20 protein-coding genes are annotated in these 16174 nt (G+C 45.5%); all 20 read left to right on the forward strand.

Annotated elements, in window-relative coordinates:
- Nucleotides 1-211 precede the first annotated feature (211 nt).
- The 20 genes from M3661_RS28885 (at nt 212) to M3661_RS28980 (ending at nt 16174) form a co-directional block, all read left to right on the forward strand.
- Nucleotides 212-415 (forward strand): Acb2/Tad1 domain-containing protein, encoded by a 204-nt coding sequence (locus tag M3661_RS28885; protein WP_251490699.1) that lies wholly within the window; start codon nt 212-214, stop codon nt 413-415.
- Between the two features lie 134 nt (nt 416-549).
- Nucleotides 550-771, forward strand: a complete 222-nt coding sequence (locus tag M3661_RS28890) for a hypothetical protein (RefSeq protein ID WP_251490702.1) — start codon at nt 550-552, stop codon at nt 769-771.
- 48 nt (nt 772-819) lie between these two features.
- On the forward strand, nt 820-1404 hold the full coding sequence (locus M3661_RS28895; RefSeq protein WP_251490705.1) for a terminase small subunit: 585 nt from the start codon (nt 820-822) through the stop codon (nt 1402-1404).
- Nucleotides 1367-2908, forward strand: coding sequence for a phage terminase large subunit (gene terL, locus M3661_RS28900; RefSeq protein ID WP_251490708.1), 1542 nt, complete (start codon nt 1367-1369; stop codon nt 2906-2908). Before M3661_RS28895 ends, terL begins: the two co-directional genes overlap by 38 nt.
- Nucleotides 2909-2922: 14 nt before the next feature.
- Nucleotides 2923-3261, forward strand: coding sequence for a hypothetical protein (locus M3661_RS28905; RefSeq protein WP_251490711.1), 339 nt, complete (start codon nt 2923-2925; stop codon nt 3259-3261).
- Between the two features lie 13 nt (nt 3262-3274).
- The gene (locus M3661_RS28910) at nt 3275-3529 is read left to right on the forward strand and encodes a hypothetical protein (protein ID WP_251490714.1); all 255 of its coding nucleotides are present in this window, start codon (nt 3275-3277) and stop codon (nt 3527-3529) included.
- A gap of 2 nt (nt 3530-3531) precedes the next feature.
- Nucleotides 3532-5622, forward strand: coding sequence for a portal protein (locus tag M3661_RS28915; RefSeq protein ID WP_251490801.1), 2091 nt, complete (start codon nt 3532-3534; stop codon nt 5620-5622).
- A gap of 73 nt (nt 5623-5695) precedes the next feature.
- The gene (locus M3661_RS28920) at nt 5696-6658 is read left to right on the forward strand and encodes a hypothetical protein (protein ID WP_251490717.1); all 963 of its coding nucleotides are present in this window, start codon (nt 5696-5698) and stop codon (nt 6656-6658) included.
- An 11-nt stretch (nt 6659-6669) separates the two neighbouring features.
- Nucleotides 6670-7089, forward strand: a complete 420-nt coding sequence (locus M3661_RS28925) for a hypothetical protein (protein WP_251490720.1) — start codon at nt 6670-6672, stop codon at nt 7087-7089.
- 14 nt (nt 7090-7103) lie between these two features.
- On the forward strand, nt 7104-8063 hold the full coding sequence (locus M3661_RS28930; RefSeq protein WP_251490723.1) for a Mu-like prophage major head subunit gpT family protein: 960 nt from the start codon (nt 7104-7106) through the stop codon (nt 8061-8063).
- A 38-nt stretch (nt 8064-8101) separates the two neighbouring features.
- The gene (locus M3661_RS28935) at nt 8102-8308 is read left to right on the forward strand and encodes a hypothetical protein (RefSeq protein WP_251490726.1); all 207 of its coding nucleotides are present in this window, start codon (nt 8102-8104) and stop codon (nt 8306-8308) included.
- Entirely contained in the window at nt 8211-8804 is a 594-nt protein-coding gene (locus M3661_RS28940) for a phage adaptor protein (protein ID WP_483874668.1), read from the forward strand. The genes M3661_RS28935 and M3661_RS28940 overlap by 98 nt, the downstream gene beginning before the upstream one ends.
- Nucleotides 8805-8808: 4 nt before the next feature.
- On the forward strand, nt 8809-10536 hold the full coding sequence (locus M3661_RS28945; protein ID WP_251490732.1) for a hypothetical protein: 1728 nt from the start codon (nt 8809-8811) through the stop codon (nt 10534-10536).
- Between the two features lie 13 nt (nt 10537-10549).
- A complete protein-coding gene (locus M3661_RS28950; RefSeq protein WP_251490736.1) occupies nt 10550-10876 on the forward strand; it encodes a hypothetical protein in 327 nt (108 codons plus the stop codon).
- A gap of 142 nt (nt 10877-11018) precedes the next feature.
- Nucleotides 11019-11579, forward strand: a complete 561-nt coding sequence (locus M3661_RS28955) for a phage adaptor protein (protein WP_251490739.1) — start codon at nt 11019-11021, stop codon at nt 11577-11579.
- Complete coding sequence (locus M3661_RS28960; protein ID WP_251490742.1) at nt 11576-12970, forward strand: hypothetical protein; 1395 nt, start codon at nt 11576-11578, stop codon at nt 12968-12970. The genes M3661_RS28955 and M3661_RS28960 overlap by 4 nt, the downstream gene beginning before the upstream one ends.
- 12 nt (nt 12971-12982) lie before the next feature.
- On the forward strand, nt 12983-13645 hold the full coding sequence (locus M3661_RS28965) for a hypothetical protein (protein WP_251490745.1): 663 nt from the start codon (nt 12983-12985) through the stop codon (nt 13643-13645).
- Between the two features lie 70 nt (nt 13646-13715).
- A complete protein-coding gene (locus M3661_RS28970; protein ID WP_251490748.1) occupies nt 13716-14297 on the forward strand; it encodes a stalk domain-containing protein in 582 nt (193 codons plus the stop codon).
- A gap of 33 nt (nt 14298-14330) precedes the next feature.
- Complete coding sequence (locus M3661_RS28975) at nt 14331-15746, forward strand: hypothetical protein (protein ID WP_251490751.1); 1416 nt, start codon at nt 14331-14333, stop codon at nt 15744-15746.
- A 35-nt stretch (nt 15747-15781) separates the two neighbouring features.
- Nucleotides 15782-16174, forward strand: a complete 393-nt coding sequence (locus M3661_RS28980) for a glucosaminidase domain-containing protein (RefSeq protein WP_251490754.1) — start codon at nt 15782-15784, stop codon at nt 16172-16174.

Consider the following 16174-nt stretch of genomic DNA (forward strand, 5'->3'; position numbering starts at 1 on the left):
AAAAATAACCCCATACGAAAGCCACCTATATATAAGACGATAAAAAGCGCGGCGAACAACTCCGGGTACGGACGCGAAATGTAGCGATATACCGTACACTTCCGGTGGAAACCGCGCAGCGTCTACTATTTGTACTAATTTACAACCAAGGGAATATAACAGCCGGTATTTGATGCATATATTTGTATTTAATGACGAAAGGGTGTAAAGAATGAACCAGCAAATTGAAAACAATTTCTCTTATCACGCACCACAGCCTGGACAGCCAGAAATCTATCAAGAGATTCGTGAAAAGGCTAAGGAGTTGGCATATCTAATTGATGACTTGGCACCGAACAGCCGCGAGAAATCGCTGGCTATGACAAACTTGGAGCAAGCTGTATTTTGGGCAAATGCTGCAGTAGCACGTAATTAACTTGTTATTTATAACCTTCCTCCATAGCCGCTCCTTAGGGGGCGGTACTTTTATTAAGAGGAATACCCTTATAGATATCGAAACATATCAACGATAGATTATAATCGAATTATAAGTCTATAGGAGGTGGATGTGTGGGTAAGTTAACGGATTTAGATAAAGCAATATTTAATTACAAGCGCGAACACAGAAGAGAACCGGAAAAAGTAATTGTAAGTATTAAATGCTTCAATGAACTGATGAAAGAACCGGAAGCACGCCAGGCAGTGAGATTATCACATGATGGAAGCATGACAATAATGGGAATACCATGTGAAAAGAAACCAAAACAAACTGAAGATTACATATTCGAATAGTCGCCCACATGGGTGGCTTTTTTATTTTATATAAAGGAGATGATACACATGGCATTGACACCGAAACAAGAGACATTTGTGGCTGAATATCTAATCGACCTCAATGCCACACAAGCAGCGATTAGGGCAGGATACAGCGCCCGTACAGCTCGTAAGATAGGACAAGAGAACCTAACAAAACCAGACATACAGAAGGCCATACAGGAGGCTATGGACGCACGTTCCAAACGAACGGAGATAACAGCCGACCGTGTGTTAGAAGAGTACGCCAAGATAGGATTTGCTGACATCAAGGATTATCTATCGTTCCGGACAGAAAAGACAGTTGTCGGATATCATGAAGGACAGCCGATGATCGATTATGCGGATGTCATAGAGATGAAACCCAGTGAAGAAATAGACGGAGCTGCCGTGGCTGAGATAAGGCACACAAAGGAAGGAATAGCTTTCAAACTACATGATAAGAAAGGTGCGCTAGACTCAATTGCGCGCCACCTAGGCATGTTCAATAAGGATGCATTGACCGTAAACGGAACAATGAGCCATGAGCATAGGCACGACTTAAAGAAACTCAGTAAAGAGGAGTTGGCGAACCTTGAGTACATCATTACAAAAGCTGCCGACACTGACTGAGGTAAGACAAGCACGGGCATATGTTGATTTCTCATATTTTATCGATTTTGACAGTGAGTTCAGAGATCGTGAAGGCAAGCATTTAGACGTATTGGACGATGCGTTAATGAAAGTATCGTCTGGTGAGATGAAGCGCCTTATTGTGACAATGCCGCCGCGACATGGGAAATCGGAACGAGTATCAAAGAAGTTTCCATCTTGGCATGTGGGGAGAAATCCAAATGATGAAATCATAGTAGCCTCTTACTCTCTAGACCTGAGTAGGGGCTTTTCTCGTATTGCCAGAGATACACTTTCCAGCCATGAAGAAGTGTTTGGTGTTCAAATTGATCCTAAAAACCAATCATCCGAGTCATGGACAATTGATGGATGTAGGGGTGGCGTGAATGCTGCAGGTGTTGGCGGCGCCATCACAGGTAAGGGCGCGAGAATAGCGATAATCGATGACCCAGTTAAAAATGCCGAGGAAGCAAATTCAGAGGTAATCAGGGCTAAGATATGGGACTGGTATACATCCACTCTCTATACACGGTTAACGCCAGATGGCCGTATTATTGTCGTTATGACACGTTGGCATGAAGATGACTTGGTTGGGCGGTTGCTCAAAAAAGAAGCAGAAGAGATAAAAGCAGGCACACACGAAGGCGAAAAGTGGACGGTGATCAACTTCCCTGCTATAGCCGAGGATAACGATTATTTGGGTAGAAAGGTAGGCGAGCCATTGTGGCCGGAATACGGTTTCGATTTAAGGCGGATGATGCAGATTAAGTCAGATGTAGGCTCTTATGTGTTCAACGCCTTGTACCAGCAAAGACCGAGCGCAGCTAAAGGTACTATCTTTAAACGTGAACACTTCAATTATTACCGAGAAGAGATTATCCATAAAGCCCAATACTTTGTACTTGGTAATGGCAAGAGATATGCGAAGCAAGATTGTTGGTGCTTCCAGACGGTCGATACAGCGAATAGTGTTAAAACGATTAATGACTATTTTGTAGTAACAACAATATGGGTTACGCCTGAGCATGATTTGCTTGTTGATGACGTGTTTCGGACTCATATCGAAGGGCCAGAGCAAAAAAAATTGCTCAAACAGATGGAACAGCGGTATAGAGTGAAATTTCAAGCAATTGAGGATAAAACATTCGGTACCAACCTTATTCAAGAGTGTAAGCGCGACGGCATGACAATCCTCCCTGTGAAGGTAGATAAGGATAAGGTAACAAGGGCATTGCCAATGGCTGCTCGTTATGAGGTGGGAAAGGTATTCCATCGAGAAGGAACGCTGTGGCTGGATGAGTTTGAAGCAGAGTTAATGTCTTTCCCGCGAGGTAGCCATGATGACCAAGTAGATACATTGAGCATGGCAGGTGAGATAGTCCATACAATCAGCTTAGGTCAAGAGGAAGCATGGTCTGCCACACCTGAAGCAATACCAACACGTTACCGTGACTTTGATATGGATGATGACGACGATACACCAAGTGTACAAGGATTCTGGTGATTGGAGGGATAAAGATGAAGTGGACTGAGTTGCACGATTACTTGAAGCAATATAGAGAGGCACGAACATCACATAAAGGTGTAGGGTGTGTTGAAGAAGTTAACATCAGGACGGAAGGTGGACAAGGTATAGTAGATACACACTTCCAAGAAATCAAAGAAGAGATTCAAAAACGTGAAGGTATGGTTGTATACGTTAGATCGTTATCTAATTTAGCGGAAGTGCTTGACCAAGAAGGTGAATGGAATGGCCTGTATCGAATGAGAACGAGACTATTCTTTGGAGAGCCAGACAAATGCATTACGATGGAGCAGGCAGAAAACCTAATGCAGTTGGGCGCTTATTTAGATTAGGTAGGTGAGGACAATGGAATATGTACTATATGTACTAATAGCGATGGTTGCATTATGGGCGGGTATCATTTTTGTATTTATGTATCTACGTATTAGGGCACAAGAAAAAACCATTGATAGGCTGACAGACAAACTAATGGCACGCAACTATACGGATTACGTGACTGGTTCTAACGCTCGTGACGCGCTGACAGAGGAAATACACGTTAGGAAGCCATTAAGCTGGTACGATGATCCGAACATGCCGGATGTAGGTGATAAAACGTGAAGATGTTAGACAAGATCAAAGGGATATTTTCGGATGCAAACGGTGAGAAGCAAGATAACGCTGACCCAAACACGCCAGAGCAGCAAAAGCTATGGGAAATGGTTAATCAGGATTACCAGGTATTCAAGTCTGCACGGCAGCCTATGGAGAGTATATGGCAGCAGGAACAACGCTTCTACATGGGAGATCATTGGCGAGGATTGAGGACAGAAGCTGTATCTAAGCTGCGACCGGATGCGGTAGAGAATGTAGCCTTCTCTCAGATAGAATCTATCGTAGGTAAGCTGACAGGTTGGATGCCGTACCCGGACTATACCGCGATGGAGCCATCAGATGAGGAAAAGGCGCGTGATTTGAACGACTTCATGCCGTATGAGTTACGCCAGATTAAGTTTCGCCATAAACATACCAGGGCGGTACGGCGCTGTGTTATTCATGGTCCTCTCATTTACAAGACGATATTCGATCCAACCATAGAGGGTGGACGGGGAATGCATCGTTGGCAGGGGCGTAACGACATCCTTCCAGTGGACTTGGGTAGTTTCTTCCCCGATCCAAGGGTAACGGACTTCATTCATTTACAGGACATGTCTGGGATCGTCATTCATACACGGCGGCCGCTGGAATACTTCGTCAAGCGCTGGCCTAAACAGGGCAAGAAGGTGCTGCCAGACAATGTATCAGCGGATGTGGAGATATTCAGCACGGACGATTATGATGCAACAGCCGGAGAATCATCGACGAATACTGCTGCAGGTGACAAGACATCAGGTCTTATCGAATATTGGTATCGAGGTCTACCGAAACTGGTGAGCACCGAGGATAAAGAGTTGTTCAAGGAGCAGGCCGAGGAGAAGCTTGCACAAGGCATTGATCCATCTGAGATGATGGCAAAGGCTTCAGGCAGCATGGAAGGTGTGCATTGCATATACATTTCCACGTCTGGTGTGTTCTTGGAGCATAAGGCATATGTATACGATCATGGGCAATATCCTTTCACGGCGAGAACATTGTATCCAGAAGAAGGCAATATCTGGGGTAAGGGATTTATGCGCGACATGATAAAGCCTCAGATATTTAAGAACAAGTACGCAGAGATTGCGATCGCCACAATGGCTAAACAAGGAAACAGCGCAATCATGTATGAAGACGGCGTAATTGTTAAGCCGAGGGTATGGCAGGAACAAAGGAGTTTGGAAGGTGCTATGCTGCCGGTTCGTCCTGGCGGCTTGAACGGAGTTAAAGAACTGCAAGGCGTAAACGTCCCGAGCAGCGTTTTCAGCATGCTTAACTATTACGACGAGATGCTGCAAAAGATCCCTGGACAGTTCGATAGCTCAAATGGACAAGCTGATTCAAGGGTGACCAGCGGAGAGCAAGCAAAGACGCTTATGGCAGCAGCTGGTACACGTTTGAACACTGTATCTGACTTGATCAGTGAGGCGCTGGCGGATGTATTCACCCAATACGTCGAATTGATCGCCCAGTTTTACACAAACGAACGCATTGCCCGCGTAACAGGGCGCAGCGTATCTATTAGCCGTGATTCTCTCATTAGCGCTGTAGAGTCGGAATACAACACAGGTGAGCAAGTACCTGATCCAATGACAGGTGAGATGATGCCTAGTGTACAGCCGGTTCAAGAAGAGTTTGTGCCGGAGTTTGACATTAATGTACACATAGGCGTAGATAAGCCGCAAGATCGAGAGTATTGGCTGCAGCTGGCTATGAACTTGTTGAACGCGCGAGATCCGATATCAGGATTGCCTATGATTGATGCAGAGGCGGTAAGGTTCGTAATTCAAACAGGACGTATGGAGCCTATGGACGTTATACAACGCCGTATCGAAGAAAAGGCAGGATTGCAGCAGCAATTTGTACAGGCACAGCAGCAGGCGCAACAACTAGAGCAAGAGAATGCATCCTTGCAACAGGCATTAGCACAAGCGACAGATCAACGTGTACAACAAGAAAAGGCAGACAAGCAATTCAATCAAGGAATACAACAGCAAAAGATGGACATGGAAAAAATAAAATTAATCAATGACATGTCCAGTCAATTTAATACAGGGCAACAACCAATGTTGCCATAACGGGGCTATCACAGTGCAGTGGTAGCCCTTTTTATATCAGCTCCCACCCATAGGAGATTAGGAGGTTTTATGCATGTCAGACGTAGACCACGGCGCCACCCATAGCGCAGAAGTAGTAGAGCAAGTACAGACAGCCCACCCACAGGCTGATCATCAACAGCCCATGAAAGACGCGTTTGCGGCATTTGGACTGGATTACCCACAAGACCAGCAAGAACAACAGGCAGCAGATCAAGAAGGCGAACATCCTCCCATAGATGTTGAACCAGAAGACGAGCAGCCCAAGCGTGGCATTACCGTCAAACACAACAAGGAAGATGTGTTTATCAATGACGAGGATGTCCCCGCACTAGCCCGTAAAGGACTCAATTACGAGAAGATTGAGGGAAGGGCAAAACAGTATGAAAGCGCGCTAGACCGTCTTGCAAAGCAGCAGGGATTCAAAGACCATAATGAATTGGTTGCGAACCTTGACCGCATAGAGCAGGAGTCTATACAACGTCAACAACAGCAGTTCGAGCAACACAAGCAACAGATGCGTGAAGAGGCCGAAAATGCCGGTCTTGATCCAGAGGCGGTTGAGCAGTACTTGGAGAACCACCCAATGCTAAATCAGGCCAAGGAATTGCTTGAACGAGAGTCACAGGCACAGGCTATCCGCAAGCAAGAGGAAGAACAACAGCGGCAAACTCAGGCATGGGAATCGTTATTCAAGAAGTACCCGCACCTATTGGAGCAAACAGGAGAAGATGGCAAGGCAGAGTGGATGACGCCAGAATTGGAGAGTCGCATTCGTCGCGGGTATGACCCAGTTGATGCCTATGAGCTTGTAAACCGAGATAGCATCATAGCAGACGAACGGAAGCGCGCTGAACAGACCGCGCTGAAACAGCAGCGGCTAAACAAGCGTGGACAGGTTGAAGGTGCGGGCAGAGCTGATTTTGAACCTCAAGCACCTGCTGAATTGACAGAGGCGTTCGCGATATTTGGACTCAACCCAAAAAGGGCGCAAATGTATGCAAAAGACTATGAATAGGGGTGTTATATATGGCTAAAGGCTTCAGATATGTCTTCAATGACTATGGCAAGGATCCAACACGAATTACTGAGATATTGTTGAAAGATAACGAATCCGGTTTCACGGGCGAAGCTGTGAAAATCGATAAAGGGCGTGCAACTAAAGCTGGTGCCAAGGATGAAATTGCAGGATTCTTGACATCTAACATTGCTGCAGGTAAAGACAAACGATGTGAAATTATCCTTGCTCGTGAAGGAGATTGGTACGATGTACCGTTCACGGGTACAGCGGATGCAGGTTTTGTTTCTGGTGCTAATACCATTGCGGTTGCAGCTGATGGGTTGTCTGCCGATGCAGCGACTGTAATAGATGGTGCTCTTTCTGTATTGGAAATCAACAAAAACAAAAAAACATGCCGCGTCAAGGTTAAAAAGCGGCAATTTTCATAAGGAGGAATTAATTCATGCAGACAAAACTTCGTTGGGACCCTCGTGTCCTTGAACCTGTATTTAAAGATATTTATTCCATGGCTCAAGAAGGAAAGAAGGACTTCATACCAGACTTTTATGATATTGTTACCTCTACGAAAGATATGGAGTCATATGAAGGCGTAGGTAGTGGTACCACTTTCGAAGAGTGGGGTCATTCAAACAACCAAGTATTTTATTCAGATGTAGATGAAATGTGGCCGGTTGTTATGAAAAACAGAAAGTTCTCGGGTGGGCGTCAGATTGAACGTGACTTCATTGATGATCTTAAGATTACGAAAATCAAAGACTTGATCACATCCTTATCAGATGATGAGTATAGAACCGTTCAAATGCAAGCTTCAGAGTTTCTGAACAATGCCTTCTCTACCTCAGGAACTAACTGGCGGGGACGGACTGAAAGTTATTTAGGCCCGGATGGTAAGCCGTTGTGTGCAACAGACCATCCTTACAGTCCTGATAATGATGTTGATGTCCAATCCAACCTAGGCAACAAAGAGCTTTCCATTGATTCTTGGGATGAAACAGCTGTAGCAATGCAGGAATGGGTAGATGACAGAGGGAATCCACTCAACGTAATTCCGGACACACTAATCGTCGCTCCATATAATGCGCGGATGGCATTTAAGATCGCAGGTCTTCCAGATCCAGGAGCGAACTTTAAGTACGAGCCAGGTTCGAACAACTTTGATTCGAACATGTATATGGGCAACGTGAAAGTGATTGTGGATTGGTTCATCCATCCGTCAAACCGTAAAAACTGGTTCGCTGCCGATTCGACTCGAATGAAGAGATTCAACAAATGGCAATGGCGCCGCAAGGTAGAAAAAGGGTCAATTGTAGATTTTAACTCAGAAGCTGCAAGCTTCAAAGCAATCGGTCGATGGGCTAAAGGCTTCACGAACTATTCATTCATCTATGGGCACAAAGTATAGGGGGCTTCGGCTCCCTTATTTCTTTATGGAGGTGCTTTATGTATCGAGATGAATTAGATGCCTTGAACGCCATATACAAGGAACAGAAGCGGACGAACGAATTGTTAGAACAACTTCTGCAGCTTCAGAAGGGCGGTGAATCAGAGGATGCTCCTAAAGGACGTAGTGGAAGAAATACAGGAAAAGGCACCAAACAACTTCCTGTCACCCAAGTCGATAGTAAGGAAGATAACTCAGGTACGTGATAGGCTCATACGAACGTATGGTACAGCTCAGCAGCAATCGGAAGTTGTAACCACTGCAATCGATCTATGGAAGGGACAAAGCTTGTATATCCCTCCTTGTCCACCTGGTAATGTGACAGACGTAGATATCTATGACACTGCATATGGTGGCGCTGGACGCTGGCGGCGTATACAGCAGAAGCAATTTAATCTGCCGAGCCCTACGGGGCCGTACTATTATTTCGTAGCAGGAAAGATAGGTATTTATCCGGTGCCCACTGCTAACGCAGATCAGGGAATTAAGATACACCATATACCGGTTATACCGCCACTGACATTAGCGGACATGAATAAAGAAACAGAATTCGACCCTGATTTTGATATGGTACTTGTCTATGGAGTCTTAAGGGAGATTTCTGATAATAACGACTACGAAATTCGCTATCAGCAGCTGTTAATGGAGTATCAGACTGCTAATAGTGGGTACGAGGTTCACGTAATACAAGAAAGGTGGTAATCGCATGAGCCGTTATCCATGGCGGAATACAAGCGAGGATATATCTAGCCAAACGCCGTCCCAGTGGGAGACGCCGGGAGGGGCGCAGAAAAAGGCAGACCAAGCCGAACAAAACGCCAAAACGTACACAGATCAGCAGATGGGCGCTCATGTTGGCAAGGGCGGAGCGGCTCACGCCCTTGCTGTACCTAACGGGCTAGCTGGCTTTATGACGGGAGAGGACAAAGCGAAGTTGGACGGGGTGCAGGCGGGGGCAAACAATTATGTCCATCCTACAACGCATCCGCCTTCAATTATCGCGCAGGACGCAAATAACCGGTTTGTGTCGGATACAGAAAAGGCAACATGGAATTCGAAAGCTACAACGGATGAAGCGACACAGGCGGTAAAAGGACTTATGTCGGCTGCGGACAAAACGAAGTTGGACGGAGTACAGACAGGTGCAGAGGTTAATCAAAACGCATTTTCAACACTGAATACCATCGCTGCCGCGACTAAGACCGATAAGGTAACTTTTGTGGGTGGGACTGGTATAACCATAACCACAGATGCAAGTAAGAAGGAGATCAAGGTAACAGCAACAGGGAACGCCACTCCAGGGCCACATGCTGAGACACACTTACCGGGTGGAACAGATGTAATTCCTTTTGCAACGTCCACAACTGGTGGCCTAATGTCTGACCAAGACAAGAAAGATCTATCTTCTACAATGACGCAGCTAGGACAAACTACATCTAACTTGAACGCACACATAGGCGATACAACAAAACACATTACGGCAGCAGAACGCACCTCATGGAATGCTAAAGAAACACCAGCAGGGGCACAGGACAAGGCATATGCTGCGGAAACGAATGCGAAAAATCATGCAAACGTAGTGGCTGGTCAGGCTGAGGCAAATGCAAATAGCTACTCGAACACAATAGTAGGTAGTTTGAGCCAATTACAGACCGCGAATAAAGGCAATGTTGTATTGGCTATAAACGAGACTTTTCTATCTGGCGTTAATGCGAAAAACGGTGTCGTGGGTGCCATTAACGCCAAGGGAGTGCCAGCATCCACAAACGACGACTGGAATACTCTTGTCACTAAAATAGGTTTAATACAGACCGAACGAGGTACGACTAATCTTGCACCTAATTTTTGGACTGCGTGTTGGGGTCAAGAAAAAATAACACAAGGTCGAATATACTTCGAGGACGGAAAGATACTGACTGCGTATACCAACCACTACTCTGTCGAAAACGGAGAGTATGGGTTGCGAGAGGTTAACTATAACGGAACGCTACTCGCTAAAAGAGTATTCGGACGTGGCGACAGCGTCAGTGGCTTCGTACTAGACAGAGGGGCGATATGCAATCGTAATACTATCGCCGTGATGAAAGACAGGCAAGAAATACTAATATACGATCATTTGGGGAACCTTTTCGCTAGTGTAATGTATGACTACAGTAGTATCTCAGATGTGATAATAGCGAGAGGGATGGCGTATATCTACGACGTAGGCAAAGGGTTGCTTTTTGACAACAACAAAACTACTATTGCTAGTTTGTCAACCAACACTGATTACCAAAGTCATTCAGCATATTTTGTAGACGAGAACACATTCGCAGTAGACACCGGACATCGAACAGGAACAATTCGATGGAATGGTACTTCGTGGAACACCGATGTAGCAGAAAAAAATTTGGCGGCTATGGGAATGTACATGGCAGCACTTGCAGCGCGATAAAGGAGGAATCATTATGCAAGGAATAAAAATAATAAATCTTCTCCCTGAAGGTGGTGGCGTGTGCGACTATAAAGGGTTGGACATTGATAAATTTGTCCCTGGAAGTCAGATATACCCGCCGAATGAACGAACCTGTTATGTGATCACTAATCAGGATAGTATACCTGATAATAAAGACATCATTGTTATAACAACAGATAAGTATGAAGAAGCGCGGCAAAAATACGTAGTGAATCCAGAACGTGTACCGACTTTGGAAGAGCAGCAGAAGCAAATAGATTCATTGCAGACAACTGTACTAGGGATCATGGAGCAGATAGCTGGAGGTGCTGCCAAATGAGTCCGTTCTATGATTTTTTGGTGGACTGTTGGAAGAAGGATTTGGTTGATGAAGGGAAACTAAATTCATTCGTACCCATCTTTATTACAGATGATGAATGTCAGAAAATTTTAGCTACACCTAAATAAAGGGGTGTTGCTCTATGAATATTCAAGAAATTATCAACGAGGCTGATATCCTTGTACCCAACGAGGTGCAAGTAGCTGATAAAGTAATGTGGATAAATGCTATCAACCAAGATTTCTTCAATGTGGTCAAGATACCTAAGATCGCATGGTTCGATTCGGTTGCCGGCCAGAATGTATATGTGCTGCCATCAGATGTCCGAATGAAGAATACAGACATGTGCATGGTCGGTATGACACAATACCGGAGCATTCAGAGCGAGAATGTAACGCCACTGCAAAACAGTTATATGTACGACGACGAGACACATACCCTTATACTCACCCCTGCACCGTACCAGTCGGACATGCAGGGGCTTGTTCGTTATCGGCGCATCGCTACGACAACATTCAGCAGTTCAAATCTTGCAGCAGTACCTGACGCACCTGAGGAATACCATTGGACGTTTATACCAGCCTTGGCTTCATACATCGCCAATACGCAGGATGACGGCGTGAAGGCAGGCAACTACGAGAGCCAATATAAAGCGGCTTGGAATGTGGCTGCACAAAACTATCAAGTGGGTGATTCCATTTGAAGCCTATTCAATATTCAACGCCGAAGTATCAACCATTGCCTGGAATACTGCCGCCAATTTCGATACGTGAATGGCGGGGCGTGAGCACGTTTGATGCGCTCTCCATAGATGATGGATTCTTCACCGACATGCAGAATATGACCACTGATGATTACCCGGCAGTGTCTACACGGTCGGGTTATTCCGTTATCGGGCAGGCAGGAGCCAAGGTGTTGGGCTTGGGGGTCTGGAAGGATAGAGAGTTGCATGTGGTCTTCAATGATGGTACATGGAGACGCTGGAACGGTAGTGAATGGAGCCAGTTAGCTAGTGGATTGAATACCGCAGCCGATTGGTCATTTACAAGCTTTCAAGGGAATCTCGATGACATCAACCTAATAGGAAGTAATGGTGTCGATCCGGTCAAGCGATATGACGGCTCTAGCGTCCAGAATTTGAGCGGTGCGCCCAAGGGGAATTACATTACCACTTATCAAAATCGCCTCTGGTGCGCCGTAGGGAAGGAACTGCATGCATGTGCATTGGACAGGCCTACAGAGTGGCAGAAGTTCCAAGGCCTCGAAGATGATAGCTATGGGAAGGACATGGAGTCCACCCGCGGGGAAGACATCAACATGTTAACCGGCAGCCTAACAAAGCTGACTATTGGCATGGCGAACAGCTTGCATGAGTTATACGGCGGGTTGCCGTCTGACTTTAATACACGTCTTATTACCGAGGACACGGGACTCATTAACAACAAGGCAGCTATAACACAAGAAGGCTTTATGCGCTTCATGCACAAGAACGGTATCTATGAATATGGCGGGGGTGTTCTCCCAAATAAGGGATTCTCAGACGTAATAGGGAAACTCGTTTCCGGCATTAACTCTGAGAGTGTAGCCGGTTCAGATGGTACAAAACTATATTTTCAACTTCCTGACAGGATGCTTGTGTTTGATCCGCGTCCCGGTGTGCAGGCATGGAGCATGTGGAAAGGATTCCAAGCCACTCAATTTGTTATGATGCAAAATCAACTATATGTTGGCGATGCACAGGGTCGTGTGCTTCGGCTAGGAGATTCAACAGACGGCGGGAATGCTATTACTTGGTCAGCCACAACAAAGCCGTTTAACAATGGTTCCATTGCCCAGAAACAACGCTGGTACAAATTGTGGATAGTCGTGGAATTGAACGGCAGCATGGACGTACATCTTTCGCCGTCGGTGGCCGGAGATGATTGGGTACATGTCCAGTCTATTTCTGGTGGATCGTCCCCGCAGGTTAGACGCGTGATCATTCCAGTTGGTAGGTTTGCACTCGAAAATTGGATACGCGTTCGCTTCTCGGGCACCGGATGGGCACGTATTCATGAATTTACAAGGCAGACACGACAGTTGCCGCTTTATTAAGGAGGGATATACATGTCGATGTGGAGCGACACGCCGCGTATCTCGGCGCCGCCGAACACAAAGGATGTAGACGTTATTCTTGGATATGTAAAGGATCTTGCAAATACGGTTGCGAAGATGGCTAAAGACTTGGAGTTTATAGTCAATGGGAACGTTGACGCAAAGAATATCAGGTCAGAGAGTATAGAGACTAGAAACTTAAAGGCTAATTCAATAACGACAGAGAAGATCCAAGCAGGGTCGGTTATAGCGGAAAAGATCAATGTAGGAGAACTGTCAGCGATTAGCGCAAACCTTGGTCATATCGTAGCCGGGCTGATTGAGTCTATACAGATATATGGTTCTCTTATCGCAACTCGTAGAGACGGATACCCTCGTTGCGAAATGTCCAACACAGAGAATATGTTTGCAGCATATGGCGGGAATGGTCGCGCGATAAAGGTTCAGGCATATGGTTCACCTGGAGTACCTTTATTAACTTTTACTTATAATCAAGGCATGACAATATTGAGCCATAGAGCCAGTGGATTCCGTTTAGATGCTGGATCGGAGGATGCATTTATTTCAGCAGAAAATATCATGTTAATGCCATATGGTAAAGTGATTGTTAGTAGTTGGGATAGCATTTTCAGTGAAAAAGAACAGCAGACTTTGAAGGAAGCATTGGGCAAATGAACTAAAGTTATTTTTTAGTGTTGGCGAACATGATATAATTACCAAAAACAATGATTGTGAGGGATGACTAATGAAGAAATTTATTTCTGGAGTCATTGTTGGTGCGTTAATCATGGTATCGCCTCAAGTATATGGTGCAGCATCTTCGATTATCGGAAAAAAAGTAGATGGTGAATTGGTTGTTAAAATAGACGGCAAACAAGCAGGGAAAGCGGCTGTCGTGGATGGGAAAAGCTATCTACCAGTTCGAGATGTTGCCAATGAATTGGGGTTGAAAATAAACGTGGAGAATAAAGAAGTTGTTATTACTTCTACATCGGAAGATAAAATCGCTGAGGAAGTGAAGAAGCAAGTAGAGGCAATAAAAACAGAAAATGAGATTTCAGAGTTGAAGAAAGAGAAGCAAAAAATTAGTGAGCGATTGGAATCAAATAAATCAGGATTAGAAGAAGCTGCTAATTGGCATAAAAAATCAAAGGAACGGTACGAGCAAGCACGTTCACAATCTAGTGATCTAAAAGACAGCGAGTCGCAAAAAAAGATTTATGAAAGCGCGAAGGCAGGGCATGAGAACCTGCAAAATAAAATTACAGAAGATGAAAAAGAGCTAGAGAGAATCAATACCAGATTAAAGGAACTAGGAGCCGAATAGGCTCCTTTTTTAATGCAAGAAAGGAGGGAGTCCATGGCTATCCAAGGAACAGTGGTATCAACTAGACCATTGGAAGAGGATAAGAACAAGGTCATAGCGCAGGCGGCGCAAAATGTCCGTAATGGTTCAACTGCGACAGCGAATGCACCACAGCCTTTCACGCAGCCGGGCGGGCGCGTCAATAACACTTTGAGCCAGATACAGGACTTCATTAATGGCCCGAGCTTTCAGTTTACAGGGCCGCAACAATGGTCATATGAAGCTGACTCAGATCCTGCATATCAAGCTGCACTCTCAACAGCAAAGCGTAATATTGCAGATCAGCAAGCAAACACGAATGCCTTTTTGAGAGTAGGTGGGCAAGGAAAGTCAACATGGTCTGAAACAGTAGCTAATCAAATAGGCGCAAAGGAAATGGCTCGTGTATCTGACACTGTGCTGCCGCAACTCATGCAGCAGGCGTATCAACGTTATTCAGATCAAGCGAACCGCGATATGCAACTGCAACAAATGAACTACGGGGTACAGCGTGACAAGATAGGCGACCTTGCCAATTTGTATGCGCAGCAGTACCAGTACGACGTCACACGACCGATGCAAGAGGCAGAATTGACCGGAACGTATTTACCAGGTGAGGCGAGGGAAGCTATTCAGAACTTGCTTGGATTGAAACAGCAGGCCGAGGACAAAGGTATTTCGCGTGAAGGTCGCGCTGAACTGAGCAAGCAGGCAGACGGCATCCGAGCGCAATTGTCCGCTATGGGAATTGATCCTACGCTTTATGGCGCAGATGTAGCATACAACAAAGCGAAGCTACAGAATCCGGGATTCAGGACGTTAGCAGGGCAACAATTAGACCTTTCGAATAAGCAAGCCAATAATTCCGCTGCAATGGGATGGAGCGAGTTGACGGGACAAATGTTGTACCCTCAGAACGATTGGAGCGGATACCAGCGGCAAGTGAACCGCGGAGATTCGCCAATAACGTTGTCGGGGCAGCAGATGGATTTGAGCAAGCAGAAGATGAACATGGACAGACAACAAATGCAATTGGATCAACAGCAACGTATGTTCCAAAACTCGATGCAGGAAAGACAGTTCAACGAGAATGTTCGCCAGTTTGGTCTTGAATACGCGATGCGGGAATTACAGAACCAACAGCAATACGGCCTTGGTCTTGACCGGCAGGCGCTTGATGAAGCTCGTTTTGGATTGGATATAGAGAATTCAGCTAATCGGACACAAAAAACGAATTACTCTATGAAGCCAACGACGATGATTGACCTGTTGACTAAGCAATTTGGCGAAATGCCTAAGGACGGGAATGGTCCATCTAAAATTCCTTACTCAATGCATGATCAAGTGTCAGCACTCATAGAGACATCGGATATGTCTCTGGAAGATAAGATTTTCACAGCAAAAACATTAGGGATAGAACCAAAAAACTGAGTGGCCCCGCTGGCAATAGTGCTGGTGGGGCTTCTTTGAATGGATCTTTAGGTGGCGTGCTTAAAGGGACAGGAGACATATTCGTCAAGGCTGGTCAAAAGTATGGCATTGATCCAGCTCTCTTGGCAGCTATCAGTATCCATGAAACAGGAAACGGGACATCACCTGCGGCACGAAACAAGTTCAATCTTGGAGGTATGATGGATCCGTCGACTAATTGGTCAAAACTCATGACATTTGACAGTGTAGAGGCAGGCATTGATGCCATGGCACGAAACCTGAAAAAGAACTATCTAGATCAAGGGATTACGTCTATCCAAGAAATTGGGGGCAAATATGCGCCGCTAGGTGCTAAGAACGACCCAGGGGGATTGAATAAGCATTGGGTACCTAGCGTAACAAAATATTATAACCAACTGAGGGGGTGA

It is taken from the genome of Paenibacillus sp. MER 180 (assembly GCF_023713665.1).
Lineage (GTDB): Bacteria > Bacillota > Bacilli > Paenibacillales > Paenibacillaceae > Paenibacillus_B > Paenibacillus_B suaedae.